This window comes from Archangium violaceum (assembly GCF_016859125.1).
Taxonomy (GTDB): Bacteria; Myxococcota; Myxococcia; order Myxococcales; family Myxococcaceae; genus Archangium; species Archangium violaceum_A.
The window spans coordinates 9,264,124-9,290,358 of sequence record NZ_CP069338.1 but is presented as its reverse complement, the minus strand read 5'-3'; the positions used below and the strand labels follow the sequence as shown (position 1 = coordinate 9,290,358).

The following is a 26,235-nucleotide window of genomic DNA, read 5'->3' as shown; positions in this document are numbered from 1 at the left end:
CGCGGCCTCCCCGGGTGTGGTTCTTTTTTGTTGAAAGCACTCTGCCGCCTGTGAAAAGTCCCGCCCATGCCCAAGGACACGCTGACCATTACGGACAACCGTACCGGGAAGACGTACGAGGTCCCGATCGAGAACGGTTGTATTCGGACCAACGCTCTCAGGCAGATCAAGGTCTCGGAGGAAGACTTCGGTCTGATGGGTTACGACCCCGCGTTCCTCAACACGGCCAACTGCAAGAGCGCCATCACCTTCATTGATGGCGACAAGGGCATCCTCGAGTACCGGGGTTACCCCATCGAGCAGCTCGCGGAGCGCTCGTCGTTCCTCGAGGTGGCCTACCTGCTGCTCAACGGGGAGCTCCCGACGCAGAAGCAGCTCGACGAGTTCACCTACCTCGTGACGCACCACACGTACGTGCACGAGAACATCAAGACCTTCATGGACGGGTTCCGCTATGACGCGCACCCCATGTCCATGCTGTCCTCGACGGTGGCGGCGCTCTCGGGCTTCTACCCCGACGCCCGCAACACCAAGGACGAGCGCAGCCGCCGCATCCAGATGACGCGGCTCATCGCGAAGATGCCGACCATCGCGGCGTTCTCGTACCGCCACAGCATGGGCCTGCCGTACGTCTACCCGGACAACGAGCTGTCCTATGTGGGCAACTTCCTGGCGATGATCCGGAAGATCGGCACCAGCACGTACAAGCCGCACCCGACGCTGGAGAAGGCGCTCGACGTGCTCTTCATCCTGCACGCCGACCACGAGCAGAACTGCTCGACGACGTCGGTGCGCACGGTGGGCTCTTCCGAGGTGGATCCGTACTCGGCGGTGGCCGCGGGCGTGGCGGCGCTCTACGGCCCGCTGCACGGTGGCGCGAACGAGGCCGTGCTGCGCATGCTGCGCGAGATCGGCCACGTATCGAAGGTGCCGGACTTCATCAAGGCGGTGAAGGGCGGCGAGGGCGAGAAGAAGCTGATGGGCTTCGGTCACCGCGTGTACAAGTCCTACGATCCGCGCGCGAAGGTCATCAAGCGCGTGGCGGACGAGGTCTTCGAGGTCACCGGCAAGAACCCGCTGCTGGAGATCGCGGTGGAGCTGGAGAAGATCGCCCTCCAGGACGAGTACTTCGTCAAGCGCAAGCTGTACCCGAACGTGGACTTCTACTCGGGCCTCATCTACGAGGCGATGGGCTTCCCGGTGGAGATGTTCCCGGTCCTCTTCGCCATTCCGCGCACGGTGGGTTGGGTGACGCAGTGGGAGGAGATGGTGAAGGATCCGGAGCAGAAGATCGCCCGTCCGCGCCAGGTGTACACGGGTCCCAAGCGGCGCGACTTCGTGCCGATGAACGACCGCAAGTAGGACTCAGCAGGGCAAGAGGGTGTTCGGGTTCCGAGCACCCTCCCCCTCTGGGAGAGGGCCGGGGTGAGGGTCTACGGATCCACGCCCTGGCCCTTTCGACGTTTCAGGACGCCCGGGCCTCGGAGTCCTCCGCCTCGGCATACAGGGACGCGATGAGCGCCTCGTGGCGCGCCTCGATGACCTGGCGGCGCATCTTCATGCTGGGGGTGAGCTCTCCACTGGCGATGGTGAAGTCCTCGGGGAGGATGGCGAAGCGCTTGATCGTCTCGAAACGGGCCAGGCGCGGATTCACTTCGCGCTCGATGGCCTCGTGCAGGTGCTGGCGCAGGCGGGGATCCGCGGCGAGCGTGGGAAGGTCCTCGGGCCAACCGTACTGACGCGCGAGAGCACGGGCGCGCTCGGGCTCCAGGGTGAGGAGGGCCACGAGGAACCTGCGGCGCTCGCCGATGACGACCGCGTGACCCACGGGTGGCACGGCCTTGAGGAGCATCTCGATGTGGGCGGGGGCGGTCTTCTTCCCACCGGAGGTGACGATGAGTTCCTTCTTGCGACCGGTGATGTGGAGGTAGCCCTCGGGGTCGAGCTCGCCCACATCACCCGAGTGCAGCCAGCCCCCCTCGAGCAGCTCCGCGGTGGCGGCGGCGTCCTTGAAGTAGCCCTGGCAGACGCCCCCTCCGCGCACGAGGATCTCCCCATCCTCGGCGATGCGGACCTCCACGCCCAGGATGGGACGGCCGAGCGAGCCCAGGCGCGTGGCCCCGTGGACGTTGAAGGTGGTGGGCCCGCTCACCTCGGACTGGCCGTAGACCTCGCGGATGACGATGTCGAGCGAGGTGAAGAACTCGAGCACGTCCCGGCCGATGGGGGCCGCGCCACTGGAGAAGAAGTGGGTGCGCTCGAAACCCAGCTTCGCCAGCAGCGCGGGGAAGACGGTGCGCCGGGCGAGCTGGTACTGCCCCTCCAGGTGCACGGGCACACGCTCCTGACGCAGCGCGCGGGCGTGGCGCTCGCTGGCCACCCGGCGCGCCCAGCCCACCACCTTCTGGCGGGCCGCCGGCTGCTCGCGGAGGGCCTCCTCGAGGCGGGCCTTGAACTTCTCCCAGACGCGCGGCACGGCGAAGAAGAGCGTGGGCCGGGCGTCGCGCAGATCCTGGGGCAGCGACTCCAGGGACTGGGCGAAGTAGACCTCGGCGCCGACCATCAACGGCCCGTGGAGGCTGACCATCTGCTCGGCGATGTGCGCCAGTGGCAGGTACGAGAGCACCACCTCGTCCTCCTCCGACATCCCCGTGATGCGCATCAACCGTTCAGCCGTCCACACCAGGTTGTGATGGCTGAGCATGACGCCCTTGGGGTTGCCGGTGGTGCCGGAGGTGTAGATGAGAGAGGCGAGCCCGTCGGGCTGGAGCGCGTTGACCGCGCCCCAGTAGGGCCCCTCGTCGACGTGGGTGCCGCGCGCCAGCACGTCCGCGTAGTGCAGCACCCCCTCGGGCAAGGGGGCCGAGGGGGCATCCAGGAGGAGGATGTGCCGCAACCGGGGGACCCGCTCGCGTACGGCGAGCGCGGTGGCCAGGTGCTTCTCGTTCTCCACCACGAGGTGCCGCGCCTCGCAGTGGTCCACGATGTACTGGAGCTGCTCCGGGCTGCTGGTGATGTAGATGCCCACCGGCACGCCTCCCAGGGCCATGGCGGCCAGGTCCGCCACGAGCCACTCCTCGCGGTTGAAGGAGAGGATGGGCAAGGCGCCTCCCCGCTGGAAGCCCAGGGCGTGCAGCCCGAGGGCGAAGCGCTTCACCCGGACGGCATAGTCGTGCCACGAGGTGGGCACATAGGTACGGCCCTTCCGCGTCCAGAGCGCGGGGCGGTGCTGCCGCCGGCTGGCCTGATCCTGGAGCGCGTGCACCATCGTCCGGGGAGTGTCCATAGGGATTTCGAGGCTACTGAAACGGGGAGCACGCTCGCCACGGACGTTGACAGGCAACCGGAGCCCTATGTATTCCGCGCGACTCACATGACGATCGATCTCACCTGCCAGAAGTGCGAGGGCACCTTCGAGCTGGACGCTCAGGACATCATCGAGGGGACGGAGAAACTCGTCTGCCCTCATTGCGGTCAGAAGGCCCCCACCAACATCCAAGAGGACTTCGTCTCGGCGCTCACCGAGATGAGGACCCAGGTGGCCGCACTGGGCAAGCGTTTCGCCGTCTCCATGTCCCTGGAGACGGAGGAGCTCGAGGACGAGCTCGACGAGGATGAGGAGTCCGACGAGGACGAGGAGTCCGACGACGAGGAGCTCGACTTCGACGAGGACGAGGACGTCGAGGACGAAGAGGACTACGACGAGGACGAGGACGAGCGCTGAGGCGCGCCTGTCTACTCTTGTCTTTCGTCTCGTGCAGGACGTAGGCAGTGGGCGGCTGGGGAGCAGGCGAGCACATTCGAGTGCCCTCCCGCCCCCGGGGTACATGCACACGTTTGCAGGGTGAAAACGCACATCCCTGCCGGCTTCGTCCTTGCTCCGCTGTCCGCCGCGCTGCTCGCCCTGGGAGCGCTCCTACTCCCGGGTTTCGGCGCCCCACCCGCCCCCCGGGTCGCCGCAGCTGTCGATGACAGCAAGGCCTGCGTGCCCAAGCAGGGTGGAAACCCCGCTGCCTGCAAGGAGCTGGTGGAGCTCGAGGTTCGGGACGTCATCCCACTCGCCGAGGCGCAGACGCACGCCGTGGTGCTCACCACGTCCGATGGGGCCATGGTGCTCCCCATCTTCGTGGACGAGTCGGCCGCAGTGGCCATCGCTTTCCGGCTCGCGCACCTGCGCCCGCCCCAGCCGCTCTCGCAGGATCTGCTCGGCTCGATGGTGACGGAGCTGGGCGCCAGGGTCACCGAGGTGCGCATCGATGATCTACGCGACGACATCTACACGGGCCGCATCTTCCTCGAGCAGGGCAAGCGCAAGGTGACCCTGGATGCCCGGCCCTCGGACTCCATCGCCATGGCGCTGGATGGACAGGCGCGCATCATGGTGACGCGCAAGGTGCTGGACGAGGCCGGCATCAGCCGCGACGAGATCGACTCGCTGAAGGAGGGCGGCCCCGGCGTGGGTGGCAGCGGCCCGCCGGACATGATGGAGCCGATGGATCCGCACCACGGCATGCCGCCTCCGGGCCTCGCCCCGAAGCTGGTGCCCGACAGGATGGACGAGATCAGCCTCTGACGACCGCGCGACTCGCGGACGAAAAAAGGCGAAAGCCCGGCCCCCCCTCCCAGGGAAGCCGGGCTTTCTCGCAACGTAGGGAGAAAAAACCCGTGGATGAGAAGACCGCCGCGCCGACGCCGTCGCACTCGCCCGCGCACGGCGCCAAGTATTCCCGAGTACGTAAAGCTGTCAAGGTGCCGCCAGACGCCTAGGATGCGCGCCCATGCGCAAGGCGAAGATCATCTGCACGCTGGGGCCGTCCTCGGACTCCGCCGAGGTCATCGAGGGACTCATCCGCGCCGGTATGAACGTGGCCCGGCTCAACTTCTCTCACGGGACGCACGACCAGCACCGCCAGCGGGTGAAGCTGCTCCGCCGCGCCGCGAAGAAGCTGGGAGTGCCCGTGGCCATCCTCCAGGACATCCAAGGGCCGAAGATCCGTCTGGGCCGGTTCCAGGGTGGGTGCCTGGAGGTGAAGACGGGCCAGACGGTGGTGGTGACCACGCGGGAGCTGATGGGCCACGGGAACATCATCCCCACGCCCATCCGCTCGCTGCCCAAGGACGTGGAGCCGGGCCACCCCATCCTGCTGGACGACGGGCGGGTGAGGCTGCTCGTGGAGAAGGTGGAGGGCCGGGACGTCACCTGTCGCGTGGAGTTGGGGGGCCTGTTGAAGGATCACAAGGGGCTCAACCTGCCAGGGGCTCATGTGTCGGTGCCCACCATCACCGAGAAGGACATGGAGGACCTCGCGTTCGGACAGGAGGTGGGCGTGGACTACGTGGCGCTCTCCTTCGTGCGCAAGGCGGAGGACATCCGGCAGGCGCGCAAGCTGGTGGCCCAGCGAGGCACCCCGCTCATCGCGAAGATCGAGAAGCCGCAGGCGGTGGAGGACCTGGAGGCGATCGCCCGCGAGGCCGACGGCATCATGGTGGCGCGCGGGGACCTGGGCGTGGAGATGCCCCTGGAGAAGCTGCCGGCCATCCAGAAGCACATGGTGCGCACGGTGAACCGGATGGGGGGCCTGGTCATCGTGGCCACGGAGATGCTGGAGAGCATGGTGAACAACGCGAGGCCCACGCGCGCCGAGGTGTCGGACGTGGCCAACGCCATCCTGGACGGGGCGGACGCGGTGATGCTCTCGGGCGAGACGGCGGCGGGCAAGCACCCGGTGCAGGCGGCGGCCACCATGGCGCGGATCGTCGAGGAGACGGAGTCGGGGGTGGTGAGGGAGCTGAAGCACTCGCCCTTCCCGGACGCCAAGGACGACATCTCCACCGGCGTGGCGGCGGCGGCGGTGGCGGCGGCCGAGCAGATGGGCATCAACACCATCGTGGCGTACACGGAGCGCGGCCTGACGGCGCGGCTCATCTCCGAGTTCCGCCCGAGGGCGCAGATCATCGCCCTGACGCCGAACCCGGACACGGTGAACCGCATGGCGCTCTACTGGGGCGTGAAGGCGATGCAGGTGGGCCGCTGCCAGTCGACGGACGCGATGCTGCGGCAGGTGCGGCGGCTGTGCCATGAGCAGGGCGTCTGCACGAAAGGCTCGCCCGTGGTCATCGTGGCGGGCGTGCCGCTCAACGAGCCGGGCCGCACCAACATGATCTCCGTGCACCGCATCTGACTTGCCGGGACGGTCCCCGGTGCTTCACGCTCTCGCGAGCAGGAGCACCGGAGGAGCGATGGCAACGATTGCGGGGTGGGTGCTGCTCGCGGCGACGGCCGCGTCCGGAGCACAGCCGACGGACGTCACGCACGAGGCGGTATGCGGGCTGAAGGCGCTGTTCACCCTGGAGCGCTCACACCTGCAGGAGAAGGATCGGTACGAGCTGTCGACCGAGAAGCTCGGATTCCTGCCCCTCCCCTGCCCGGATGCGACGCGCCCGCCCACCTCTGGAGACAACTCGCTCGGGGGCTGCCGGTTCGTCTTCACGATCCTCGCGGTAGGCCAGGATCTCGAGTCGATCAATGCCCCCGAGGCGCTCCGGGCCGAGGCCGTCGGTGTGGGCCTCGGGGTGAAAGGCCTGCGTCTGGTGTTGGACGGCCAGGGCCGCATCTCCCGAGCGCACACGGGGACACCCATTCCGGAGCCCGACTGCGAGGCCTGGCGCCGCGAGGCCGACCCGCTCTGGCGCTATCACGACGCCGTCTCCGAGCACGACTGCACGGGTGGGCCCTATGATCCCAGCCACCCGTGCACGCAGGGATTCGAAGACCTGGCGGCGCTGGCTCGTGCGGGCGTGGGGGTGGCGCGGAAGGAGTACGCCGAGCACCCCACCGCGCGCGAGCTGGTTCCAATCGAGCCCCCTACTCCGGCCATGAGCCTCTGCGGGTTGCTGGCCTCGCCCGAGCGGAGGGCCCACGCCGCCGACACCTTGGAGCGCGGCGGGCAACTCCTGACCACGGTGCTCGCGCCCCGTTGCCATACCGAGGGCCTGCGCGTGGCCCTCCCCCGAATCCTCCGCCGCTTCGGCGCGGTGTGTCCCGGGGAGCACTGCCTGGAGCTACTGGCCCTGGCCCGCGACGCACAGCTACCCGGGCAGGCGGAGCTCCTCCGAACCCACACGTCCCAGGTGGCGGACGCCGTCCTCCAGCATCCGTCGGACACCCGCCTGGAATACCTCCACCGCGTGACGGGATTGTCGTACGTGGACCTCTCGCCGCTCGACCAGGCACTGGAGGGGAAGTGGGAAGGGCTGCGGCAGGTGGGACAGCTCAAGCGCGAGCCCCTGGTACTCGCGCTGCTCGAACGGGCGCGGCGGGTGCACCCGGAGCTCGCCCCGCGGGTGGCGCTGCTGCACGAGCTGTGGGGCCGGGAAACCGCGAGCGACGCGACCTTCCGCGCCTGGACCGTCTCCGCCACCTGTGGGGAGTTGGGTGACGCCCGGGAGCTGAACCTCACGCTCCCCCGGATGCGCTTCATCGTGGAGACCCAGACGCGCTGCCAGGGAAGCCCGGTGGGCATCCTCGAGCGCTACACCGCGACGCTGCCGCCCCGGGACTTGATGAAGCTGCTGGAGCCACTACCGGCTGAGCACCTCGTCTGGATGCGCGCTCATCTGGGGTTGGATGATCCAAAGCGGGCCGAGGCGCTGGTGGACTGGGTGGTGGACCGGCAGCCGAAGCTGCTCGAGGCCCTCCGCATCACGGTCCCCGTCGCGCAGCGGCTGCTCTCCCCTCGAAACGTGGACCGGCAGGGCGGTCGCGTCAAAGTGCTCGAATCCCTGCTCCGAGGCTACAGCGGCAAGTATGGACCGATCGAGGCGGACGCCTGGCGTCTCCTCTACAAGGAAGCGCTCCAGGGAACACCTTCACCTGAGCTCGTACGCGATCTGGCCTCGCGTCGAATTCCGCCGGAAGAGAAGAAGACGTTACTGGCGGGCGTGCTGCGCTCTCCGGACGTGTGTGTTCGTGCCGCGGCGGCCGCTGGTCTGGCGGAAACGAAGGTGGACGGGATCCCACGCGACGCGGCGCGGGCCTACCTCGAGGAAATCCGCCCACGGTTCCTCTGCATCCAGCGCATCGCGGAGCGACTGGGATCGCCTCCTCCCGGCAAGCGGATCTTTCCGCTTATCGGCTGCGGCGCCGACCCGGTGCCGGCCCTGGAGCAGCCCAAGCCTCCGCCGCCACCCCAGCCGTTGGAGGACTACTGCAGCCGCCTGGGGGAGGAGTCGAAGGACTGCTGGAGCGCATGCGACGGAATCGTCCTGGACGAGGAGGCGCACTCCCGGCTCGAAACCGCCGCCGGAGAGTCGGTCCCCTACCCCGCGGCGCACCGGGCCTGCGCATACAACGGGCCCTGAGCCACCGCGTCCACGGGATCCATCCACAAGTCGACGCTGGGAGACCGCGCCACACCCATGGCGCCCAGCGCTCAACAGTCGAGAATCGCCGTCTCCGGAGAGCACTCCGCACCCGGAATCCAATCCCTACCGTTGGCGCCCTTCTACCCCTACCGGACTGGGAGGCCCCGACGTGAAACATCTCAGACACCTCATCCCAACCACGCCCGTTGTCGTAGCGCTCCTCTGGATTGCTGGCTGTGCCGCCCTGGCCCAGGAGACGGCCAAACCCAGGAACAAGCAGCCCGCGAGCGGTCCGGACATCCTCGAGTCCGCGCCCACCAACACCTCCGAGCCCCGCCCCACCGCCGAGGGCAAGCCGCTGCCAAACCGGGACGAGGTGATGCGCAAGCAGCGCCAGTACCTCGAGCAGCGCTACGATCTCTCCGGCCGCACGCACCCCACCATCCGCATGTCCGGCGGGCGCAAGCCCATCCCCGTGGGCCCCACGGCGCGTCTGCCCCAGGGGGTGACGTGGGAGTCGCTCGGCCAGATGTCGCCGGAGGAGATCCGCCAGAAGAAGATCTTCCCCTACACGCCCCTGTGGCACCCGCTGCAGGAGGTGGGCGGCATGGTGTTCCCGCCCGTGCAGACGAAGGTCGTGGACGGCCTGGAGCGCGTGGACGTGGGCTTCGATCTTCCGGATGCCTACCTGCCCGAGTTCCCCCCCGCCCTCTTCGTCACCAACCGCCCCGACCTGGGTGACGTGAGCAAGGGCCAGCTCATCACGCTGCAGAACTTCGAGACGCTCTTCCAGGACGTGCTGACGCCCTTCCAGATGGAGGGCATGCGGCTGCTGCTGCAGAAGACGACCGCCCAGCGCCACAACCTCACCCTGGATCGCTCCACGGCGAAGCCGGTGGAGGGCGTCTCCTGCCTGGATTGCCACGTGAACGGCCACACCACCGGCCAGTTCCACCTCACGCCGGACGTACGGCCCCAGAGCGAGCGCTTCCGCCTGGACACCACCTCGCTGCGAGGCGTCTTCGCGCAGACGCGCTTCGGCTCCAAGCGCACGCTGCGCTCGCTCGAGCAGTTCGTCCAGACGGAGGAGAACTCCGCCTACTTCGACGGCGACATCTCACTGGCCGAGCGCAAGGGAGCGCGTCACTTCACCGACCGCGAGCAGATGGCGATGGGCCACATGCAGAACATCATCGACTTCCCGCCCGCGCCCAAGCTCGACATCCAGGGGAAGCTGGATCGCACCAAGGCCACCGAGTCCGAGGTCCGCGGCGAGGCCGTCTTCAACAAGCACTGCGCCAGCTGCCACCCGGCCCCGTTCTACACGGACAACCTCGCGCATGATCTACGGGTCGAGCGCTTCTACAACCACGTGGGCTCCACGCCCATGGGTGCCAAGGGCCGCGCCGAGGGCCCCATCAAGACGTTCACCCTGCGCGGCATCAAGGACTCGCCGCCCTACCTGCACGACGGTCGGCTGCTCACGCTCGAGGATACGGTGGAGTTCTTCAACCTCGTGCTCCAGTCGCGCATGAGCCAGCAGGAGAAGGCCGACCTCGTCGAGTTCCTGCGCGTGCTGTAGCCGTTGCCTCCGAGCGGCGAGAGAGGGGGGGGCAACCAGGAGTGTTGCCCCCTTCCCCGCGCTAGCTCGCGGAGGCGAGCCAGGGCGTCGTCTGCGAGAAGTCGTAGATGCGCTCGATGGCGATCTGCTTGTAGCGCTCGACCTTCACGGCGCGCCGGGCGCACTCCCAGACGAGCTCCACGGGCGGACGGTCCGGCTCCTTCTTCTTGCGGCGCTTCACCTCGGCCTTGATGGACTTCAGGGCGATGCGAGGGTGGAAGCAGAAGGCCGAGGAGAACAGCAGGTGGCCGGCGAAGGGGATCAGCCGGGCTTCCAGCACGTCGCCCGTCTCGAGCCCCACCATGTGGCGGCGCTCGGTGACGTCGAAATCCTTGCCCGAGAAGAGCTCGCGCAGACGCACCAGCCCCTTGCCCAGCTTGCGCACCTCGAAGAGGCCATGGACCGTCTCCGTGAAGCAACGGAAGGCGTTGGCCTCCTCGGGCGGGGCGCTCTGCAGCCGCAACTGGTACAGCTCCGCCGCGGGCGTCAGCTTGGAGATCGGCGAGACGCGGTCATACAGGTAGTAGTCCAGGAAGGACGCCATCCGGAGCTCGAAGAGCTTGTCGTCCTCGAAGACCTCGCCGGTGAGGCGGAAGTACTCGGCCTTGGCGTCGAGCAGATCCGGCTTGCGCGACTCCTGGCTCCCGAAGGCGATGAGCTGATCGAGATAGGGTTGGTACGACAGCGGCGAAAGAGGGGATTCCATGGGGCTGCGAGATCCTACTCTCCGGCCATCAGCTTCGCGAAACGTGAGAAGAGGTACCGGGCGTCATACGGACCGGGCGAGGCTTCCGGGTGGTATTGCACGCTGAAGGCGCGGGCGTCGGGAATGACCAGGCCCTCCACGGTGCCGTCATTGAGGTTGACGTGGCTCACCACCGCCTTGCCCTTCACGCTCGCATCGTCCACCGCGAAGCCGTGGTTTTGCGAGGTGATTTCGACCTTGCCGGTGGTCAGGTCCTTGACAGGCTGGTTGGCGCCCCGGTGGCCGAACTTCATCTTGTACGTCCGGCCGCCCAATGCGAGGGCGAGGATCTGATGTCCCAGGCAGATGCCGAAGACGGGCACCTTGCCGAGCAGCGAGGCCACCACCTTGTCCGCGCCCTTCACCGCCGCGGGGTCTCCCGGGCCGTTGGCGAGGAAGATGCCGTGGGGCTTCTCGGCGAGCACGGCCTCGGCGGAGGTGCCGGCGGGCACCACCTTCACGCGGCAGCCCACGTCCACCAGGAAGTGGAGCATGGAGCGCTTGAGGCCGTAATCATAGGCCACCACGTCGAAGCGCAGCTCCGGAGCGGGCCGCTCGGGCTCGCCGAGCAGGTTCGGGGTCGGCGTGGTGAAGAGGTAGGGCTCGTGGGTGGACACGCCGGTGGCGAGATCCAACCCCTCCATGCCGCGAGCCGTCCGGGCGCGCTCCACCAGGGCGTTCGGCGAGTGGCCCTCGGTGGAGATGACGCCCATCTGCGCGCCGTGCGTGCGCACGTGCCGCACCAGGCGCCGGGTGTCGATGCCCTCGATGCCGACGATGCCGTGGCGCTTGAGGTAGGCGTCGAGCGTCTCCTGGGCGCGCCAGTTGGAGTGCTGCTCCGAGGAGTTGCGCACCACCATGCCCACGGCGTGGGGCTTCTGCGACTCCTGGTCACCGGGGTTGGCGCCCACGTTGCCCATCTCGGGGTACGCCATGGTGACGATCTGCCCGACGTAGGAGGGATCCGTGAGGATCTCCTGGTAGCCGGTCATGGACGTGTTGAACACCACCTCACCCACCGTCTCGCCGGAGGCGCCAATCGCGCGTCCCTCGAAGGTGGTGCCATCCGCCAATGCCAGCACTGCCCGCTTCATCACCTGGACTCCTTGATGTGACCGTCCTCGAAGACGAGCCGTCCGTCGACCCAAGTCTGGGCGACCCGGCCCGGTAAGCGCCGGCCATGGAAGGGGGTATTCCGGCTGCGGGAGAAGAACCGCGCCGAGTCCACCGTCCACTCCACGTCCGGCTCCACGACCGTGATGTCCGCTGGGGCTCCAGGGGCCAGATGGCCGCCCGGCAGCCCGAATGCTTTCGCCGGCCCGTCCGTCAGCAGGGCCACCGCCCGCTGCAGGCTCAGGGCACCCTCGCGTACCACGGCGAGCGTGAGGCCCAGGGCCGTCTCCAGGCCCACCACGCCATTCCAGGCCTTGTCGAACTCCACCTGCTTCTCCAGCACGCCGTGGGGCGCGTGGTCCGTGGCGATGGCGTCGATGGTGCCGTCGGCGAGGCCCTCGCGCACGGCCTCGATGTCGCGGCGGGTGCGCAGGGGCGGATTCATGCGGGCGTGGGTGTCGTAGGCGCCCACGGCCTCGTCATCCAGGGTGAAGTGGTGCGGGGTGGCCTCGGCGGTGACGCGCAGGCCCCGGCGCTTCGCCTCGCGGATGAGGCGCACGCTGCCCTCGCAGGAGACGTGGGCGACGTGTAGCCGGCCCTTCGTCTCCTCCAGGAGCACCATGTCGCGCGCCACCATGGCCACCTCGGCGGACGGAGGGATGCCGGTGAGGCCCAGGCGCGTGGAGGTGCGGCCCTCGTTCATCACGCCCTTGCCCGAGAGCGTCAGATCCTCCTCGTGCACCATGACGGGGAGATCGAAGAGCTGGGCGTACTGGAGGGCGCGGCGCATGAGGCCGGCGTTCATCACCGGGCGGCCGTCGTCGGTGATGCAGACGCAGCCGGCCGAGACGAGCGCGCCCATCTCCGCCATCTCCTCGCCCTGCAGCCCCTTGGTGATGGCGCCCGCCAGGTACACGTGGCACAGCCGCGCCTCGCGGGCCTTCGCCTTCACGTACTCGGAGACGAGCACGCTGTCGTTGACGGGCTTCGTGTTGGGCATGGCCACCACCGCGGTGAAGCCACCCGCCACCGCCGCCATGCACCCGGTGAGGATCGTCTCCTTGCCCTCCTCGCCCGGCTCGCGCAGGTGCACGTGCAGGTCGATGAAGCCCGGCAGCACCAGCCTGCCCGAGGCCTCCACCACCCGCGCGTCCTGCACCTGCAGCGGCGCCTCGGACACCTCGGCGACGCGGCCGTCACGCACCAGCACATCCCTCACACCGTCCACGCCGTTGCGCGGATCGATGACCCGCCCGCGGCGGAAGAGGATCGTCGAGCTCATCGGCACACCTCCTCCAGGATGGCGCGGCGGACGGCCACCCCGTGCGCCACCTGCTCCAGGATGACACTGCGGGGTCCATCGGCCACGGCGGGGGCGATCTCCACGCCCCGGTTCATGGGGCCGGGGTGCAGCACGAGCGCCTCCGGCTTGAGCCGCTCGGCGCGGGCGGCGTTGAGACCGAACATGCGGGAGAACTCACGCGCCGAGGGGAAGAAGTTCTCGCTCTGCCGCTCCGTCTGCACGCGCAGGCACATGACGGCGTCCGCGCGGGGGAGGACGGAGTCCAGGTTGGAGGTGACCTCGGCGCCCAGGGACTCCAGACCGGGAGGCAGCAGCGTGGGAGGGCCGCACAGCACCACCTTCGCGCCCAACGTGGTGAGGCAGTGAAGGTTGGAGCGGGCCACGCGGCTGTGGCGGATGTCGCCGACGATGAGCACCGTGCGCCCATCCAGGCTGCCCCAACGGCGGCGCAGGGTGAAGGCGTCCAGCAGGGCCTGCGAGGGGTGCTCGTGCGTGCCGTCCCCGGCGTTGATGACGGCGCAGCGCACGTGCCTGGCCGCCAGGTGCGGGGCCCCCGAGGAGCGGTGCCGGATGACGAGCGCCACCGGGCCCGTGGCCTCGATGTTGCGGACGGTGTCCAGCAGCGTCTCGCCCTTGGACACGGAGGAGCCCGCCGTCGTCCAGTTGAGCACCTCGGCTCCGAGGGCGTGCGCCGCCATCTCGAAGGAGGTGCGGGTGCGGGTGGAGTCCTCGAAGAAGAGGTTGGCCACCACCTTGCCTCGCAGCACATGCGAGGCGTCCGGCCCACCGTGCAGGTGTGCCTCGGCCCGGTCGAGCAGCGCCTCGATGTCAGCGCGCCGCAGACCCTCGATTCCCAACAAGTGTCTCATACGTGCCCTGGCCCCTACTGCCCGGGAATGCCGTCCTTCACAACGTGGAAACGCACCGTGTGGACACGATCCGTCGGTACGAGGCGCACCTGCCGCTCGTAGTCCACCTCGATACGAACGCTCCCGGTGACGTCGCTGCGCTCGATGAGGATCTGCTCATCCGTCAGACCGAGCCCGGGCTTGAGCACATCGTTGTCGAACTGGTCGACCTCCCAGTGGCTGCCCATCTGGCTGGTGCGCTCGATGATGGTGTTGCGCAGCATGGAGTCCGTGGCGCGCTGCGCGGCCCGGTTGTGGGCCGCCGCGACGGCTTCCTTGACGTCCATGTTGTCGATGTAGACGGGGGTGAAGATCACCCCCAGGTACACGCCCCCCACGAGGAGAGCCAGTAACAGCAGGCCACCAAAGCTGACCTTCCCGGAAGGATGACGCATGAGGCCCCCGCGTAGCAGCGGCATACGCGGGGCGTCAAGCTTCCGGAGGGTTTTCAACGCACGGGCTCGAAGAGGCGGTCGGTGCGCAGCCCGGTCCCCTCGAAGAGGTTGCTGAACCACCCCCCGTACCCGAGCGCCATCCAGACCACCATGGCCTTGCCCTTGATGTGGCCATAGGGCACGAACGCCACGCCCCTGCCCGCCCCCAGGCCGTAGCGGCTGTCGAGGCTGTTCTCCCGGTTGTCACCCATGACGAAGACCTGCCCCGGGGGAACGACGAAGGGCCCCTCGTGCTGGACGCGGGCGCGCGGGGTCTCCTGGAGCACGGCGTGCGCCTTGCCGTCCAGGTTCTCCTCGTACAGCCGCATGTGCTCGGGGAACCAGGGCATGTTCTCGTGCTTGTTGTAGACGATCAGATCGTCGTTCACGAGTGTGCGCGACTGGGGCACGCCGTTGATGTGGACCTCGCCGTCGATCAGCTCCACCGAGTCCCCGGGAATGCCGACCACGCGCTTGATGAAGTCCAGTTCCGGCTGCACCGGGTTGTTGAAGACGATGACGTCGCCGCGCGCCGGCGGGCGGACGATCACGAACGGCACATAGTTCGTGTAGGGCAGCCGCACCCCGTAGATGAACTTGTTGATGAAGACCTGATCGCCGATCTCCAGCGTCGGCAGCATGGAGCCGGAGGGGATGCGGTACGGCTCGATGATGAAGACGCGGATGACGACCGCGATGGCCAGCGCCTTGGCGAAGCCGGAGACGAAGTCCCAGGCGCTCTGTTTGCGGAAGGCCCCGAGCAGCTGGGTGGCCTGCGTGTCGAGCGTCTTCGTCTCCTGCTCCAGCCGCGCGGCGTCCCCGGCCAGCGAGGCGGTCTCCACCCGCAGCGCCTGCTCGGCGAGCTTCGTGGACACCTCGGCGGAGATCTTCCCCGGCACGCGCTTGTGGATGCGCTCGATCTCCGAGATCAGCTCGCGCGCCTCGTGCCGCAGGTGGCGCAGGCGCTGCTGCTTGGGGAACGCGGTGCGCCAGACGAGCAGCCCCACGAAATAGATGAGCATCGCCAGCGCCAGGTACTGCATGAGCGGCTGGGCCCACCCGGCGGAGGACGGGGCGAACTCGATCAGGACGAGGTAGGGGATGAAGGCCAGGCCCAGGATGACCAGGGGCGCCCACAGGCTGGTGAGCAGCTCGCGCCACAACAGCGCGCGGCTGGCCTTGATCTGCTCCGGCGTACGGCGAGCGGCCATGCTGGCCTCGAGGCCCGCGGACGGCGGAGGAGTCGGGGTCGTCGCGGTGGAGGTGGACATGACCTATTCCTCCGTCTTCAGCACCGCGAGGAAGGCCTCCTGTGGGATCTCCACCGAGCCCACCTGCTTCATCCGCTTCTTGCCCTCCTTCTGCTTCTCCAGGAGCTTGCGCTTGCGGCTGATGTCGCCGCCGTAGCACTTGGCGAGCACGTTCTTGCGGATGGCGGAGATCGTCTCGCGCGAGATGATCTTCGCGCCGATGGCTCCCTGGATGGCCACCTCGTACATCTGCTTCGGGATGACCTCCTTGAGCTTCTGGCACACCTCGCGGCCGCGCTGGTAGGCGCGCTCCTTGTGGACGATGACGCTGAGCGCGTCCACCGGGTCCCCGTTGATGAGGATGTCCAGGCGCACCAGGTCCGCCTCCACGTACCCGGCCAGCTCGTAGTCGAGGCTGGCGTAGCCACGCGTGACGCTCTTGAGCTTGTCGAAGAAGTCGAAGACGACCTCGGCCAGGGGCATCTCGTACGTCACCTGCACGCGCGTGCCGCTGGTGCCCAGGTACTTCATGTCCTTCTGCACGCCGCGCCGGTCCTGGCACAGCTTGAGCACCGCGCCCAGGTAATCGTTGGGCACGTGGATGTGACAGGTGAGGACGGGCTCCTCGAACCTGGCGATCTTCTGCACCGGCGGCAGCTTGGCCGGGTTGTCCACGTGCAGCACCGCGCCCTGCGAGTCGGTGATGCGGTAGACCACCGAGGGCGCCGTGGTGATGAGCGACAGGTTGTACTCGCGCTCCAGGCGCTCCTGGACGATCTCCATGTGCAACAGGCCCAGGTAGCCGCAGCGGAAGCCGAAGCCGAGCGCCGTGGAGGATTCGGGCTCGTAGGTGAAGGCCGCGTCGTTGAGCTTGAGCTTGGCGAGCGCGTCGCGCAGGCCCTCGTACTGCTCGGAGTCCACCGGGAAGATGCCGGAGAACACCATGGGCTTCACTTCCTTGAAGCCCGGGAAGGGCGCGTCCGTGGGACGCAGCTCCTCCGTCACGGTGTCACCCACCTTCGCGTCCTGGAGCTCCTTGATGTTGGCCACCAGCACGCCCACTTCACCGGCGATCAGCTGCTGCACCGGGCGGGAGAACGGGTTGAACACCCCCAGCTCCTGCACCTCGAAGGCCTTGTTGTTGCTCCACAGCTTGATCTTCTGCTTGAGCTTGAGCGTGCCCTCGAGCACGCGCACCAGCGTCACGACGCCGCGGTAGTTGTCGTACCAGCTGTCGAAGATCAGGGCCTTGAGCGGGGCCGCCGGATCGCCCGAGGGCGGCGGCACGTTCTTCACCACGGCCTCGAGGATGTCCTTGATGCCGATGCCCTCCTTGGCGGAGGCCGGCACGGCGCCGGAGCCGTCGATGCCGATCACGTCCTCGATCTCCGTGCGCGTGCGCTCCACGTCGGCGCTCGGCAGGTCGATCTTGTTGATGACCGGGATGATCTCCAGGTTGTGGTCCAACGCCATGTAGACGTTGGCGAGCGTCTGGGCCTCGACGCCCTGCGACGCGTCCACCACCAGGAGGGCCCCCTCGCACGCGGCGAGCGAGCGGCTCACCTCGTAGGCGAAGTCGACGTGTCCCGGGGTGTCGATGAGGTTGAGGATGTACTTCTGGCCGTCGGTGGCGGTGTAGTTCATCCGCACGGACTGGGCCTTGATGGTGATGCCGCGCTCGCGCTCCAGCTCCATGTTGTCGAGGAACTGGTCCTGCGCCTCGCGCTTCGTCACCGTTCCGGTGGCGTCGAGCAGGCGATCAGCCAGGGTCGACTTCCCATGGTCGATGTGCGCGATGATCGAGAAGTTACGGATGTGAGCGTTTTCGGCCGGCATGGTAGGGGGCCTCGGGCTACGTCGAAGCCGGCTTGACTAACACCGAAGCCCACCAAAATCCATGCATCCGCGCACCCGGCGCGCAACCGGGCGGCCGACGGAACGCGTCACCCACCCCGGAGGGTGGGCGGACGGCTAACGGCCCGTGTGCTCCCGGAAGAACGACACCGTGCGGCGCAGTCCCTCGGGGAGCTCCACGGTGGGCTGCCAGCCGAGCACCTGGCGCGCCAGGGTGTTGTCCACACAGGACCGCAGCTGCTCGCCCGGCCTGCCGGGGGCACGCACGGCCGGCTTGTCCACCCCGGCCGACTGGGCCAGCAGGCTGTAGAGCCGGTTGATGTCCGTCTCCGTGCCCGTCCCGATGTTGATGGCCCCCGAGTAGTCCTTCTCCACGGCGAGCAGGTTGGCGCGCGCCACGTCCTCCACGTAGACGAAGTCGCGCGTCTGCTTGCCCTCGCCGTAGATGGTGCACTCGCGGCCGGCCAGCAGGCGCTGGCAGAAGATGGACACCACGCCGGCCTCGCCGTGCGGGTTCTGCCTCGGCCCGTACACATTGGCGTACCGCAGGGCCACGTACTTCAGGCCGTACTGGGCCTTGTAGTAGCCGAGGTACAGCTCACCCGAGGCCTTGGAGACGCCATAGGGCGACACCGGTCGCGTCGCGTGGGTCTCGGGCGCCGGGTAGACGTCCTGCTCCCCGTAGATGGCCCCACCGGTCGAGCTGAACACCACCTTCTGGACACCCGAGGCGCGCGCCGCCTCCAGCAGGTTGAGGAAGCCGAGGATGTTGGCCTCCGCGTCGAAGCGCGGATCCTCCACGCTGCGGCGCACGTCCATCTGCGCGGCCAGGTGACACATCACCTGGGGACGCTCGGCGCGAATGAGCTGCGCCGCCTCGGGGGCGCGGATGTCCATGACCTCCAGACGCACCCTCGGGTCCAGGTTCTCCTTCCTCCCACTCGACAGATTGTCGAGGGCGATGACCTCGTGCCCCGCTCGCACGAACACATCGCACACGTGCGAACCGATGAAGCCCGCCCCACCCGTCACCAGGACTTTCAACGTGCAGCTCCTGCCACCCCCAGGGCGGCCACTAGAAGAAGCGTCGAAACGTGCGGCGAAGTTAGGGGGTGGAGCCCCGGGCGGCAACCGCTCGGAACCACTCGATTGTCTCCCGCAGGCCTTCCTCCAGAGGTACTCGCGGCTCCCACCCGAGCAACTCCCGCGCCCGGCTGATGTCCGGCTGACGCTGCTTGGGGTCGTCCTTGGGGAGGGGCTTGTGGACGATCCGCCCACCCCCACCGGCCGCGGCCCGCACCGCCTCGGCGAACTCGAGCATCGTCATCTCGCGCGGGTTTCCGATGTTGACGGGCTCGGTGACGTCCGACAGCGCCAACCGCACCAGGCCGTCGATCAGGTCGCGCGCGAAGCAGAAGGAGCGCGTCTGCTTGCCGTCGCCGAAGACGGTGAAGTCCTCGCCACGCAGGGCCTGGCCCACGAACGCGGGCACCACACGCCCGTCGTTGAGGCGCATGCGCGGCCCGTAGGTGTTGAAGATGCGGACGATGCGCGTCTTCACCCCGTACGAGCGCGCGTACACCATGGTGAGCGCCTCGGCGTAGCGCTTGGCCTCGTCGTAGCAGGCACGCGGACCGATGGGGTTCACGTTGCCCCAGTAGTCCTCGCGCTGCGGGTGCACGAGCGGATCGCCGTACACCTCCGACGTGGAGGCCTGGAGGAACACCGCGTCCCTGGCCTGCGCCAGCTTGAGCCCGTTCTCCGTGCCCACCGAGCCCACCCGCATCGTCTCGAGCGGCAGCTTCGCGTAGTCGATGGGCGAGGCCGGCGAGGCCATGTTGAACACGTAGTGCACGGGCCCATCCACCGAGAAGGCCTCGGTGATGTCCTGGCGCACCACCTCGAAGCCCGGACGGCCTCGCAGATGCGCCACGTTCTGCTCGTTGCCGGTGACGTAGTTGTCCACCGACACGACCCCGGCGGCTCCGTCGTTCAGCAACCGCTCACACAAGTGCGAGCCCAGGAAGCCCGAGCCCCCCAGCACCACCACCCGCTGCCCCTTCATGCTCTTCTGGATCGTCATGACCTACCTGGAGCTCAGCTCGTCGAAGGACGCCTGGCCCGGCAACTGCGCCTTGTACTTCTCCAGCACGAGATCGATCCCCTGCCGGATGTACTCGGCCACGGGAACCTTCGTCTTCTGGTTCAACGCCTTGAGCAAGTCGTTCTGCTCGGGCGTGATGTAGATGGTCGTGCTGATCTTCTTTCGGGCCATGGCGATATGTGAAAATATATGGAGTTACATGGCCCTTGAAGCCCTGTTTTCGAGACCCGTGAATCGGTCATCAGGAACAGTGCCAGGAGTGGTGATGCCCTCGATGAGCAAGTGGATGGTGGGGCTCGCGCTGGTGGGTCTCTGTGGGTGCGCGTCCGACAAAGCAGCACAGAAGTCGGAGGAGGGTCAGGCGAGGGAGCAGGCGTCGCCCGAGCCCATCCAGCCGCCACCCGCCGCCAACGAGAAGGTGACGAAGAAGGACACCAACGCCGACGAGAAGCCGGACGTGTGGGTGTACACGGTGGACGAGCAGGGGGCGGACGGCCAGGGCCGCGAGCGGATGGTCCGCAAGGAGATGGACATCAACTGGGACGGCCGGGTGGACATCACCACGTACTACGACGCCCGCGGGGAGCGCGAGCGCGAGACGATGGACCTGGACTTCGACGGGAAGGTGGACTCCGTCTACTTCTACGAGAAGAGCATCAACATCCGGCGCGAGCGGGACCTCAACGGGGACGGCCGGCCGGACGTGTGGGCGTACTACGAGAAGGGCAAGCTGGCGCGCAAGGAACGGGACTCCAACGGCGACGGCCGCGTGGACTACTGGGAATACTGGGAGAACGACCAGGTGGATCGCATCGGCGAGGACCTGGACGGTGACGGCAACGTCGACAAGTGGAGCCGCAGCACCCCGGCCGAGTGAGGACCGGGGCCGAGCCTCACAGGCCGGAGGTAGCGCGGAAAACGACTCCGTCGCCCTCGAGCGAGTAGGCCCCATCCGCCGCGCTCACGAACACCGAGGCGCCCCGGGGCAGCGCGATCGCCTCGCCGCCCACCGACAGCCGCGCGGCGCCGCTGGTGCACAGGAGGATCTCCGGCCCCCGACGCTCGGGCCGCGCGGAGACTCCGGGACGGAGCTGGAAGCGGGACAGGCGGAACTCCTCCGTCGGCGTGGTGTAGACGTGCTCCACCCCATCCGTGGACGTCGCCTGCACCAGGCCGATGGGACCGCAGCGGAAGTCCAGCACACGGAGCAACTCCGGCACATCCACGTGCTTGGGCGTGCACCCGCCCCGCAGCACGTTGTCCGAGTTGGCCATGATCTCCACGCCGACCCCCCGCAGGTACGCATGGAGGTTCCCCGCGGACAGGTAGATGGCCTCGCCCGGCCGCAGCCGCACGAGGTTGAGCAGCAGCGCGCCGATGACGCCGGGATCACCCGGGTAGAGTTCCCCGAGCCGCACGGCCCAACGCAGCTCCTCGACGAAGCGGCCCCCCTGCCCCACCCGTGCCGCGCAGGCCGAGACCACCGCGTCCACCAGGGGCCCGCGCTGCTCGCGGGGGCACGTCATCAGCGCCTCGAACAGGCGCGCGACCCCCCGGGCATCGGGCGACGCACGCAGAGGGGCGAGCAACGACTCCAGGGCGCTCAGGCCAAGCTCGTCGAAGAGCGCGAGCGTCTCGTCCGCGCGGCGGAAGCCGCACAACGCGTCGAACGGCGTCAGCGCGCAGATCAGCTCGGGCTTGTGGTTCGCGTCCTTGTAGTTGCGGTTCGGGGCGGTGAGCGGCACACCGAGCCCGTTCTCCCGCGCGTAGCCCTCACGCGCCTGGGCGAGACTCGGGTGGGTCTGCAGCGACAGCGGAGTCTCCGCCGCGAGCACCTTGAGCAGGAACGGCAGCTCCGCCCCGAACCGGCGCGTCACCCCCGCACCGAGCTCCCGCTCCGGCGCGGAGCGGATGGCCTCCAGCAGCGTCTGCACGCCCGTGCCCCGACGCACCCGGGACGGGCCTCCGGGATGGGCCCCCAGCCACAGCTCCGCCTGGTTGGAGGAGGAAGGCGAAGGCTGTCCGAGCAGCTCGGCGATGGCGGTCCGAGAGCCCCAGGCGTACGGCTGAATGACGTTGTCGAGGAGATCCATGCCGAGGCGCCCATACCACTCCGGGTGCCGTCCGACCATCCACGACTGTCTCACGCCGGCCGGCAGGAGGAGCGTCCCCTCCTCCCGCCTGGCCCGCGTCCGACCTAGTTGGAGGCGACGAAGGCCTGGATCTGGGTCTCGCGTTTGAAGTCGGACAGATACCGGGAAGCGGCGTCCTTGGAGGGGAAGCTCCCCATCCGGACCCGGTACCAGGTGCCCTTCTGGGGGACCTCGGCGGAGATGATGTACGGCGCGTAGCCCCGATCACGCAGCTTCGCCGCGAAACGCTCGGCCTCCGGACGGTTCTGGAAGGCGGAGATCTGCAGGGTGAAGGCGCCGCCGGGAGCCGCCTCGGTGGGCCGCTGGGTGGCCCGGGCGATGGCCTCCTTCATGCCGCCCCCCGGCGGGGTGGTGGTGCGGGTAGGTACGGGAGCGGGCTCCACCTTGCCCGGAGAGGGAGCGGGCCTGCTCTCGGCGACCTTCGTCTCCGCGGGCTTGGACGCGGCCGGCTTGGGCTCGGCGGCCTTCGGCGCGGGGGCGTAGTCGTCATCCGTGGGCGAGGCGATGACCTCGTTCCGCTCGGGCACATCCGCGGGCGCGGAGGGCTCGGCGGCCTGGGTCTCGGTGGGCGCGGGCGGCTCGGCCGGCTTCGGCTTGGGAGCCGGCGGAGGAATGGCGACCGTGACGGTGCCGGGCTTGGAGGGCGCGGTCTCCGGGGTGGTCCTCTTGGTGAGCTCGTCCTGGAAGGTGAGCGGCTGCTCGGCCTCACGGGCCTGCTGGAGCGCCTGGGCGTTGGCGTCGAGCGCGGACAGGAGATCCGGCGCGGCGGCGGCCTGGGCGTTTCCGGCGAGCTTCTTGCCCACCACCACGCCGAGCACGAACACGGCCCCCATCACGATGATCCCCGCGATCAGCAGGCTGACGATCTGCCTGTTGTCGAGCGAAACATCGAACTTCTCCTTCATCCGGTGGGCATCGCGCATGACGTGACGTTCCTCGTGTGTACGGCGCCCCGGCGCGGCCACACGAGTGTCGCGGCCTGTAGCGTCGAGGTGCGTCGGAAGGTACGCCCCCCCTACAGGCCGGTCAAATTCAGGGCGCGCACAGCGTTACGCCCTGGGTGTTGCCACGAGACTCAAACAATCCACCCACCGCCGAGCACGCGATCTCCGTCGTAGACGACAGCGGCCTGGCCCGGCGTCACGGCCCGGGCGGGGGCATCGAGCCGGATGGACACGAGCCCATGAGGCGACACCTCCACGCGGCCGGCGGCACCCGGGTGACGGTGGCGGATGCGCACCAGCACGGACTTGTCGGAGGGCGGCGGCCCATCCACCCAGTGGGGCTGGAGGAGCCCGAAGGAGTCACGCGCGCTCTCGTCCGCGGGGCCCACGACGACACGGCGGGACTCGGGCTCGATGCGCTGGACGTAGCGGGCCTCCCCTCCCCCGAGGTTGAGCCCCCGGCGCTGACCCACGGTGAAACGGTGCACACCGGCATGCGTGCCGAGCACATGGCCCTCGGTGTCGACGATCTCCCCGGCGGGCTGGGGACCGGCGACCTTCTCCACGAAGCCGGCGTAATCGCCATCGGGCACGAAGCAGATCTCCATGCTCTCCGGCTTCTGGCTGGTGGGGAGGGCGTGACGCTCGGCGATGGCGCGGACCTCGGGCTTGGTCATGCCACCCACGGGGAAGAGGATGTCGGCGAGCTCCGACTGCCCGAGGGTGAAGAGGAAGTAGCTCTGATCCTTGGCGGAGTCGACGGCGCGACGCAGGACGTACTTGCCGTCCCGCTGCTCGACCTGGGCGTAGTGACCGGTGGCGAGCCGGGCCCCGAGCGCCCGCGCGCGCTTGAGGAGGAAGTTGAACTTCACGTCGCGGTTGCAGGCCACACAGGGGATGGGCGTGCGGCCGCCGAGGTACGACTGGACGAAGGGGCTGACGACCCGGTCCTTGAAGAGATCCTCGGCGTTGGCGACGTAGAACGGGATGTCGAGCTTCTGGGCGACGGCGCGGGCATCGTCGATGTCATCGGGACTGCAACAGCTGCCGCACTGGGCCTTGCCCTCGTAGGACCAGACGCGGAGGGTGATACCGATGACCTCGTGACCCTGCTCCTTGAGCAGGGCGGCGGCGGCGGAAGAGTCCACCCCACCACTCATGGCAACGACGACTCGCATGACGCCCCTTCTACACGCCGGCCAGCCCGGGTGCGACACAACCGACGCTAGAGGACAACACGCCCGGACAATTCCCCCACCGTGCTCCCTCTCCCTCTGGGAGAGGGTCGGGGTGAGGGTCTACCGCCCTACCCGCCCGGCTCAGGAGCCCCGAGCCTGCTGCCAACGCCGCAACAGCTCCTTCAGCGTCTCCGGCTCGTTGCGCGAGGGCTCGTCGAGCACCTGCTCGAGGAGGAACCGGGTGGCCTCCCCCACGATGGGAGAGGGGCCCACCCCGAGCGTGGCCATGATGGCGCCGCCGTTGAGCGCGAGGTCCTTCCCACTCAGCGGAGGCTTCGAGGCCGCCAGGGCCTGGAGCCGGCCGATGAGGGCCTCCACCTCGGGAAGCCGGGCCGGCTCCCTCGCCTGGATCCGGGCCCGGGCCACCGAGGCGAGCGCCTCGACGTTGGCGAGCCCCACCCTGGCCAGCAGGCGGCGGAGCGCGGGATCCGGATCTCCGACATGCCGCTCGAGCGCGGCGTGGGAGATCAGCAGGCGCACACGCTCGATCGTCTTGGTGGAGAACTTGAGACGGACACCAATCTCCTCGGCGCGCTCGGGGTCCACGAGGTCGGCCAGCAGGGCGGCGAGACGGATCTCCACATCGACGGGCTCGGCGGCGGCGGCGGCACGGGCCAACCGGGCCGCCTCGGCATCCGCACGGGCGAGCTCGGGCAGGAACACGTCGAGCAACCCCGTCTCGGCGAGCAGCTCGAGCCCGAACTCGGCGCGCTTGGAGAGGAGCAGCTTGACGAACTCCTCGCGGACGCGCTCGTGGGCCACCTTGCGGAAGACGGGGAGCGTGGCGGGGATGGCGGCCTGGGTGCCGGGATCGAGCCTGAAGTCGAGCACCGCGGCGAAGCGCACCGCGCGCAGCGGGCGCAGACCATCCTCGGAGAAACGCTCGGTGGCCGAGCCCACGCAGCGGACGACCCGGGCCTTCAGATCCTCCTGACCGCCGAAGGGATCGACGAGCTCATGGCTGAGGGGATTCCAGGCCATGGCGTTGATGGTGAAGTCGCGGCGCGAGAGATCCTTGACGATATCCCGCTCGAAGGTGACGGCGCTGGGGCGGCGGCCATCGTGGTACTCGCTCTCGCTGCGGAAGGTGGTGACCTCGACATGGGTCCCCCCCACGACCACGGTGACGGTCCCGTGCTGGATGCCGGTGGGGATGACCTTGCGGAAGGCGCGCTGGACCTCCTCGGGGAGCGCGCTGGTGGCGACATCGAAGTCCTTGGGGTGGACGCCCCGGAGCGTGTCGCGGACACAGCCGCCGACGAGGAACACGGCGTGGCCCAGCTCACGAAGGCGGGCGATGACGTCCAGGACGGGGCGGGGAACGTCGGCGTCGAGCAGCGGGGCGGGCGTCGTCATCGGAGGCGAGGCTAACCCAACGCCGCTTTCGGATCAGCGGGACGCGCGAGCGCATCCACGTACAACGCCCGCACCTGGTCCGCGAGCGCCGCGGGTTCCCGAGCGAACGACTCGGGCGGCAGCGGGGGCAGCACGCGCACGCGGATGGAGGCACGCGGATTCATCCAGGGACCATCACCCTCCACGAGCTGCGCGGTGCCTTCGATGACCACCGGCACCACTGGCACGTGCTCCTCGAGCGCGAGCTGGAAGGCCCCGCGCTTGAAGCGCAGCAGCTCCCCCTGCGAATAGGTGCCCTCGGGGAAGATGAGCACCGGCATGCCCCGGCGCAGCCAGTAGCGGCATGGCTCGAGCATCTGGAGCATGGAGGAGAACCGGCCGCGTGTGACACGCACGTAGCCCAGCAGGCTCATCATCCACCCCACGATGGGGATGGAGAACAGAGAGGACTTGGCCACGAACTTGTAGGGCCGGAACAGGCCCATGACGGCCAGGATGTCCGCGGCGGACTGGTGGTTGGCCACCAATACACAGGGCCCCCGAGGCAACAGCTCCCGCCCCTCGATCCGGGTGCGCCAGCCCGGTGACAGGTGCAGCCACAACCCGTGACACCAACGGCACACCAGCGCGTGCAGCCACCGCCGATCCGGATCCACCGGGTAGGCCACGAGGAACAGCACCAGCCCCAGGGCGAAGAGCACCGGAGCGGTGATGAGGAAGACGAGCCAGAACCAGAGGGTGACGGCGTATTTCATGGCCAAGGACGAGGAGGAGATCGCATGCGCGGAGACCCCGCGTCCACCATTCAGGCGGCTCGACAGGTCCGCTGCCTGCTTGTTACGCTCTGA

Annotated in this window: 23 protein-coding genes; 7 read left to right on the top strand and 16 right to left on the bottom strand. The window is 68.5% G+C overall.

Annotated elements, in window-relative coordinates; translation table 11 throughout:
• The first annotated feature begins 66 nt into the window (after positions 1-66).
• On the top strand, positions 67-1,362 hold the full coding sequence (locus tag JQX13_RS39310) for a citrate synthase (protein ID WP_203404545.1): 1,296 nt from the start codon (positions 67-69) through the stop codon (positions 1,360-1,362).
• 103 nt (positions 1,363-1,465) lie between these two features.
• On the opposite strand, the gene JQX13_RS39305 is transcribed toward JQX13_RS39310, so the two are convergent.
• Entirely contained in the window at positions 1,466-3,286 is a 1,821-nt protein-coding gene (locus JQX13_RS39305; RefSeq protein WP_239014121.1) for an AMP-dependent synthetase/ligase, read from the bottom strand.
• 87 nt (positions 3,287-3,373) lie between these two features.
• Between JQX13_RS39305 and JQX13_RS39300 the strand changes: the two genes are divergently transcribed.
• From JQX13_RS39300 to JQX13_RS39280, 5 genes are all read left to right on the top strand, one after another.
• Positions 3,374-3,724 (top strand): hypothetical protein, encoded by a 351-nt coding sequence (locus JQX13_RS39300; protein ID WP_203404544.1) that lies wholly within the window; start codon positions 3,374-3,376, stop codon positions 3,722-3,724.
• A 120-nt stretch (positions 3,725-3,844) separates the two neighbouring features.
• Entirely contained in the window at positions 3,845-4,573 is a 729-nt protein-coding gene (locus JQX13_RS39295; protein WP_203404543.1) for a bifunctional nuclease family protein, read from the top strand.
• Between the two features lie 205 nt (positions 4,574-4,778).
• On the top strand, positions 4,779-6,182 hold the full coding sequence (gene pyk / locus JQX13_RS39290; protein ID WP_203404542.1) for a pyruvate kinase: 1,404 nt from the start codon (positions 4,779-4,781) through the stop codon (positions 6,180-6,182).
• Positions 6,183-6,240: 58 nt separating this feature from the next.
• Complete coding sequence (locus tag JQX13_RS39285; protein ID WP_203404541.1) at positions 6,241-8,361, top strand: hypothetical protein; 2,121 nt, start codon at positions 6,241-6,243, stop codon at positions 8,359-8,361.
• 172 nt (positions 8,362-8,533) lie between these two features.
• On the top strand, positions 8,534-9,946 hold the full coding sequence (locus tag JQX13_RS39280) for a cytochrome B6 (protein ID WP_203404540.1): 1,413 nt from the start codon (positions 8,534-8,536) through the stop codon (positions 9,944-9,946).
• 61 nt (positions 9,947-10,007) lie between these two features.
• Here the strand turns inward: JQX13_RS39280 and JQX13_RS39275 are convergent, their stop codons facing one another.
• The 10 genes from JQX13_RS39275 to JQX13_RS39230 form a co-directional block, all read right to left on the bottom strand.
• Positions 10,008-10,691: a hypothetical protein gene (locus JQX13_RS39275; RefSeq protein WP_203404539.1), complete on the bottom strand. Its 684-nt coding sequence runs from the start codon at positions 10,689-10,691 to the stop codon at positions 10,008-10,010.
• A gap of 14 nt (positions 10,692-10,705) precedes the next feature.
• The gene (gene carA, locus JQX13_RS39270) at positions 10,706-11,824 is read right to left on the bottom strand and encodes a glutamine-hydrolyzing carbamoyl-phosphate synthase small subunit (RefSeq protein WP_203404538.1); all 1,119 of its coding nucleotides are present in this window, start codon (positions 11,822-11,824) and stop codon (positions 10,706-10,708) included.
• Complete coding sequence (locus tag JQX13_RS39265; protein WP_203404537.1) at positions 11,824-13,125, bottom strand: dihydroorotase; 1,302 nt, start codon at positions 13,123-13,125, stop codon at positions 11,824-11,826. Before JQX13_RS39265 ends, carA begins: the two co-directional genes overlap by 1 nt.
• Entirely contained in the window at positions 13,122-14,015 is an 894-nt protein-coding gene (locus JQX13_RS39260) for an aspartate carbamoyltransferase catalytic subunit (protein ID WP_203404536.1), read from the bottom strand. The genes JQX13_RS39265 and JQX13_RS39260 overlap by 4 nt, the downstream gene beginning before the upstream one ends.
• 14 nt (positions 14,016-14,029) lie before the next feature.
• Entirely contained in the window at positions 14,030-14,449 is a 420-nt protein-coding gene (locus JQX13_RS39255) for a hypothetical protein (protein ID WP_203404535.1), read from the bottom strand.
• Positions 14,450-14,502: 53 nt separating this feature from the next.
• Entirely contained in the window at positions 14,503-15,759 is a 1,257-nt protein-coding gene (gene lepB / locus JQX13_RS39250) for a signal peptidase I (protein ID WP_203404534.1), read from the bottom strand.
• A gap of 3 nt (positions 15,760-15,762) precedes the next feature.
• Positions 15,763-17,574 (bottom strand): translation elongation factor 4, encoded by a 1,812-nt coding sequence (lepA, locus tag JQX13_RS39245; protein ID WP_203404533.1) that lies wholly within the window; start codon positions 17,572-17,574, stop codon positions 15,763-15,765.
• A 135-nt stretch (positions 17,575-17,709) separates the two neighbouring features.
• Positions 17,710-18,636 carry an SDR family oxidoreductase gene (locus JQX13_RS39240; RefSeq protein WP_203404532.1) on the bottom strand — a complete coding sequence of 309 codons (927 nt, stop codon included), beginning with the start codon at positions 18,634-18,636 and terminating at the stop codon, positions 17,710-17,712.
• A gap of 61 nt (positions 18,637-18,697) precedes the next feature.
• Positions 18,698-19,657 (bottom strand): UDP-glucuronic acid decarboxylase family protein, encoded by a 960-nt coding sequence (locus JQX13_RS39235; protein WP_203412414.1) that lies wholly within the window; start codon positions 19,655-19,657, stop codon positions 18,698-18,700.
• Between the two features lie 21 nt (positions 19,658-19,678).
• Positions 19,679-19,867, bottom strand: coding sequence for a ribbon-helix-helix domain-containing protein (locus tag JQX13_RS39230; protein WP_203404531.1), 189 nt, complete (start codon positions 19,865-19,867; stop codon positions 19,679-19,681).
• A gap of 103 nt (positions 19,868-19,970) precedes the next feature.
• On the opposite strand from JQX13_RS39230, the gene JQX13_RS39225 reads away from it, so the two are divergent.
• Positions 19,971-20,573, top strand: a complete 603-nt coding sequence (locus JQX13_RS39225) for a hypothetical protein (RefSeq protein WP_343211038.1) — start codon at positions 19,971-19,973, stop codon at positions 20,571-20,573.
• 16 nt (positions 20,574-20,589) lie between these two features.
• On the opposite strand, the gene manA is transcribed toward JQX13_RS39225, so the two are convergent.
• The 5 genes from manA to JQX13_RS39200 all read right to left on the bottom strand — a co-directional run bounded on the left by manA (position 20,590) and on the right by JQX13_RS39200 (position 26,142).
• A complete protein-coding gene (gene manA, locus JQX13_RS39220; protein WP_203404529.1) occupies positions 20,590-21,789 on the bottom strand; it encodes a mannose-6-phosphate isomerase, class I in 1,200 nt (399 codons plus the stop codon).
• Positions 21,790-21,893: 104 nt separating this feature from the next.
• A complete protein-coding gene (locus tag JQX13_RS39215; RefSeq protein ID WP_203404528.1) occupies positions 21,894-22,772 on the bottom strand; it encodes an SPOR domain-containing protein in 879 nt (292 codons plus the stop codon).
• 152 nt (positions 22,773-22,924) lie between these two features.
• Positions 22,925-23,971, bottom strand: coding sequence for a tRNA 2-thiouridine(34) synthase MnmA (mnmA, locus tag JQX13_RS39210; protein WP_203404527.1), 1,047 nt, complete (start codon positions 23,969-23,971; stop codon positions 22,925-22,927).
• A gap of 141 nt (positions 23,972-24,112) precedes the next feature.
• On the bottom strand, positions 24,113-25,387 hold the full coding sequence (locus tag JQX13_RS39205) for a CCA tRNA nucleotidyltransferase (protein WP_203404526.1): 1,275 nt from the start codon (positions 25,385-25,387) through the stop codon (positions 24,113-24,115).
• Positions 25,388-25,398: 11 nt separating this feature from the next.
• Positions 25,399-26,142: a lysophospholipid acyltransferase family protein gene (locus tag JQX13_RS39200; RefSeq protein ID WP_203404525.1), complete on the bottom strand. Its 744-nt coding sequence runs from the start codon at positions 26,140-26,142 to the stop codon at positions 25,399-25,401.
• Positions 26,143-26,235: the final 93 nt, after the last annotated feature.

Excerpts from the sequence above, each read along its gene's own strand:
- JQX13_RS39310 (WP_203404545.1), top strand. The coding sequence starts at position 67 with ATGCCCAAGGACACGCTGACCATTACGGACAACCGTACCGGGAAGACG.
- JQX13_RS39305 (WP_239014121.1), bottom strand. The coding sequence starts at position 3,286 with ATGGACACTCCCCGGACGATGGTGCACGCGCTCCAGGATCAGGCCAGC.
- JQX13_RS39300 (WP_203404544.1), top strand. The coding sequence starts at position 3,374 with ATGACGATCGATCTCACCTGCCAGAAGTGCGAGGGCACCTTCGAGCTG.
- pyk (WP_203404542.1), top strand. The coding sequence starts at position 4,779 with ATGCGCAAGGCGAAGATCATCTGCACGCTGGGGCCGTCCTCGGACTCC.
- JQX13_RS39285 (WP_203404541.1), top strand. The coding sequence starts at position 6,241 with ATGGCAACGATTGCGGGGTGGGTGCTGCTCGCGGCGACGGCCGCGTCC.
- JQX13_RS39275 (WP_203404539.1), bottom strand. The coding sequence starts at position 10,691 with ATGGAATCCCCTCTTTCGCCGCTGTCGTACCAACCCTATCTCGATCAG.
- carA (WP_203404538.1), bottom strand. The coding sequence starts at position 11,824 with ATGAAGCGGGCAGTGCTGGCATTGGCGGATGGCACCACCTTCGAGGGA.
- JQX13_RS39265 (WP_203404537.1), bottom strand. The coding sequence starts at position 13,125 with ATGAGCTCGACGATCCTCTTCCGCCGCGGGCGGGTCATCGATCCGCGC.
- JQX13_RS39260 (WP_203404536.1), bottom strand. The coding sequence starts at position 14,015 with ATGAGACACTTGTTGGGAATCGAGGGTCTGCGGCGCGCTGACATCGAG.
- JQX13_RS39255 (WP_203404535.1), bottom strand. The coding sequence starts at position 14,449 with ATGCGTCATCCTTCCGGGAAGGTCAGCTTTGGTGGCCTGCTGTTACTG.
- lepB (WP_203404534.1), bottom strand. The coding sequence starts at position 15,759 with ATGTCCACCTCCACCGCGACGACCCCGACTCCTCCGCCGTCCGCGGGC.
- lepA (WP_203404533.1), bottom strand. The coding sequence starts at position 17,574 with ATGCCGGCCGAAAACGCTCACATCCGTAACTTCTCGATCATCGCGCAC.
- JQX13_RS39235 (WP_203412414.1), bottom strand. The coding sequence starts at position 19,657 with ATGAAGGGGCAGCGGGTGGTGGTGCTGGGGGGCTCGGGCTTCCTGGGC.
- JQX13_RS39230 (WP_203404531.1), bottom strand. The coding sequence starts at position 19,867 with ATGGCCCGAAAGAAGATCAGCACGACCATCTACATCACGCCCGAGCAG.
- JQX13_RS39225 (WP_343211038.1), top strand. The coding sequence starts at position 19,971 with ATGAGCAAGTGGATGGTGGGGCTCGCGCTGGTGGGTCTCTGTGGGTGC.
- manA (WP_203404529.1), bottom strand. The coding sequence starts at position 21,789 with ATGGATCTCCTCGACAACGTCATTCAGCCGTACGCCTGGGGCTCTCGG.
- JQX13_RS39215 (WP_203404528.1), bottom strand. The coding sequence starts at position 22,772 with ATGCGCGATGCCCACCGGATGAAGGAGAAGTTCGATGTTTCGCTCGAC.
- mnmA (WP_203404527.1), bottom strand. The coding sequence starts at position 23,971 with ATGCGAGTCGTCGTTGCCATGAGTGGTGGGGTGGACTCTTCCGCCGCC.
- JQX13_RS39205 (WP_203404526.1), bottom strand. The coding sequence starts at position 25,387 with ATGACGACGCCCGCCCCGCTGCTCGACGCCGACGTTCCCCGCCCCGTC.
- JQX13_RS39200 (WP_203404525.1), bottom strand. The coding sequence starts at position 26,142 with ATGAAATACGCCGTCACCCTCTGGTTCTGGCTCGTCTTCCTCATCACC.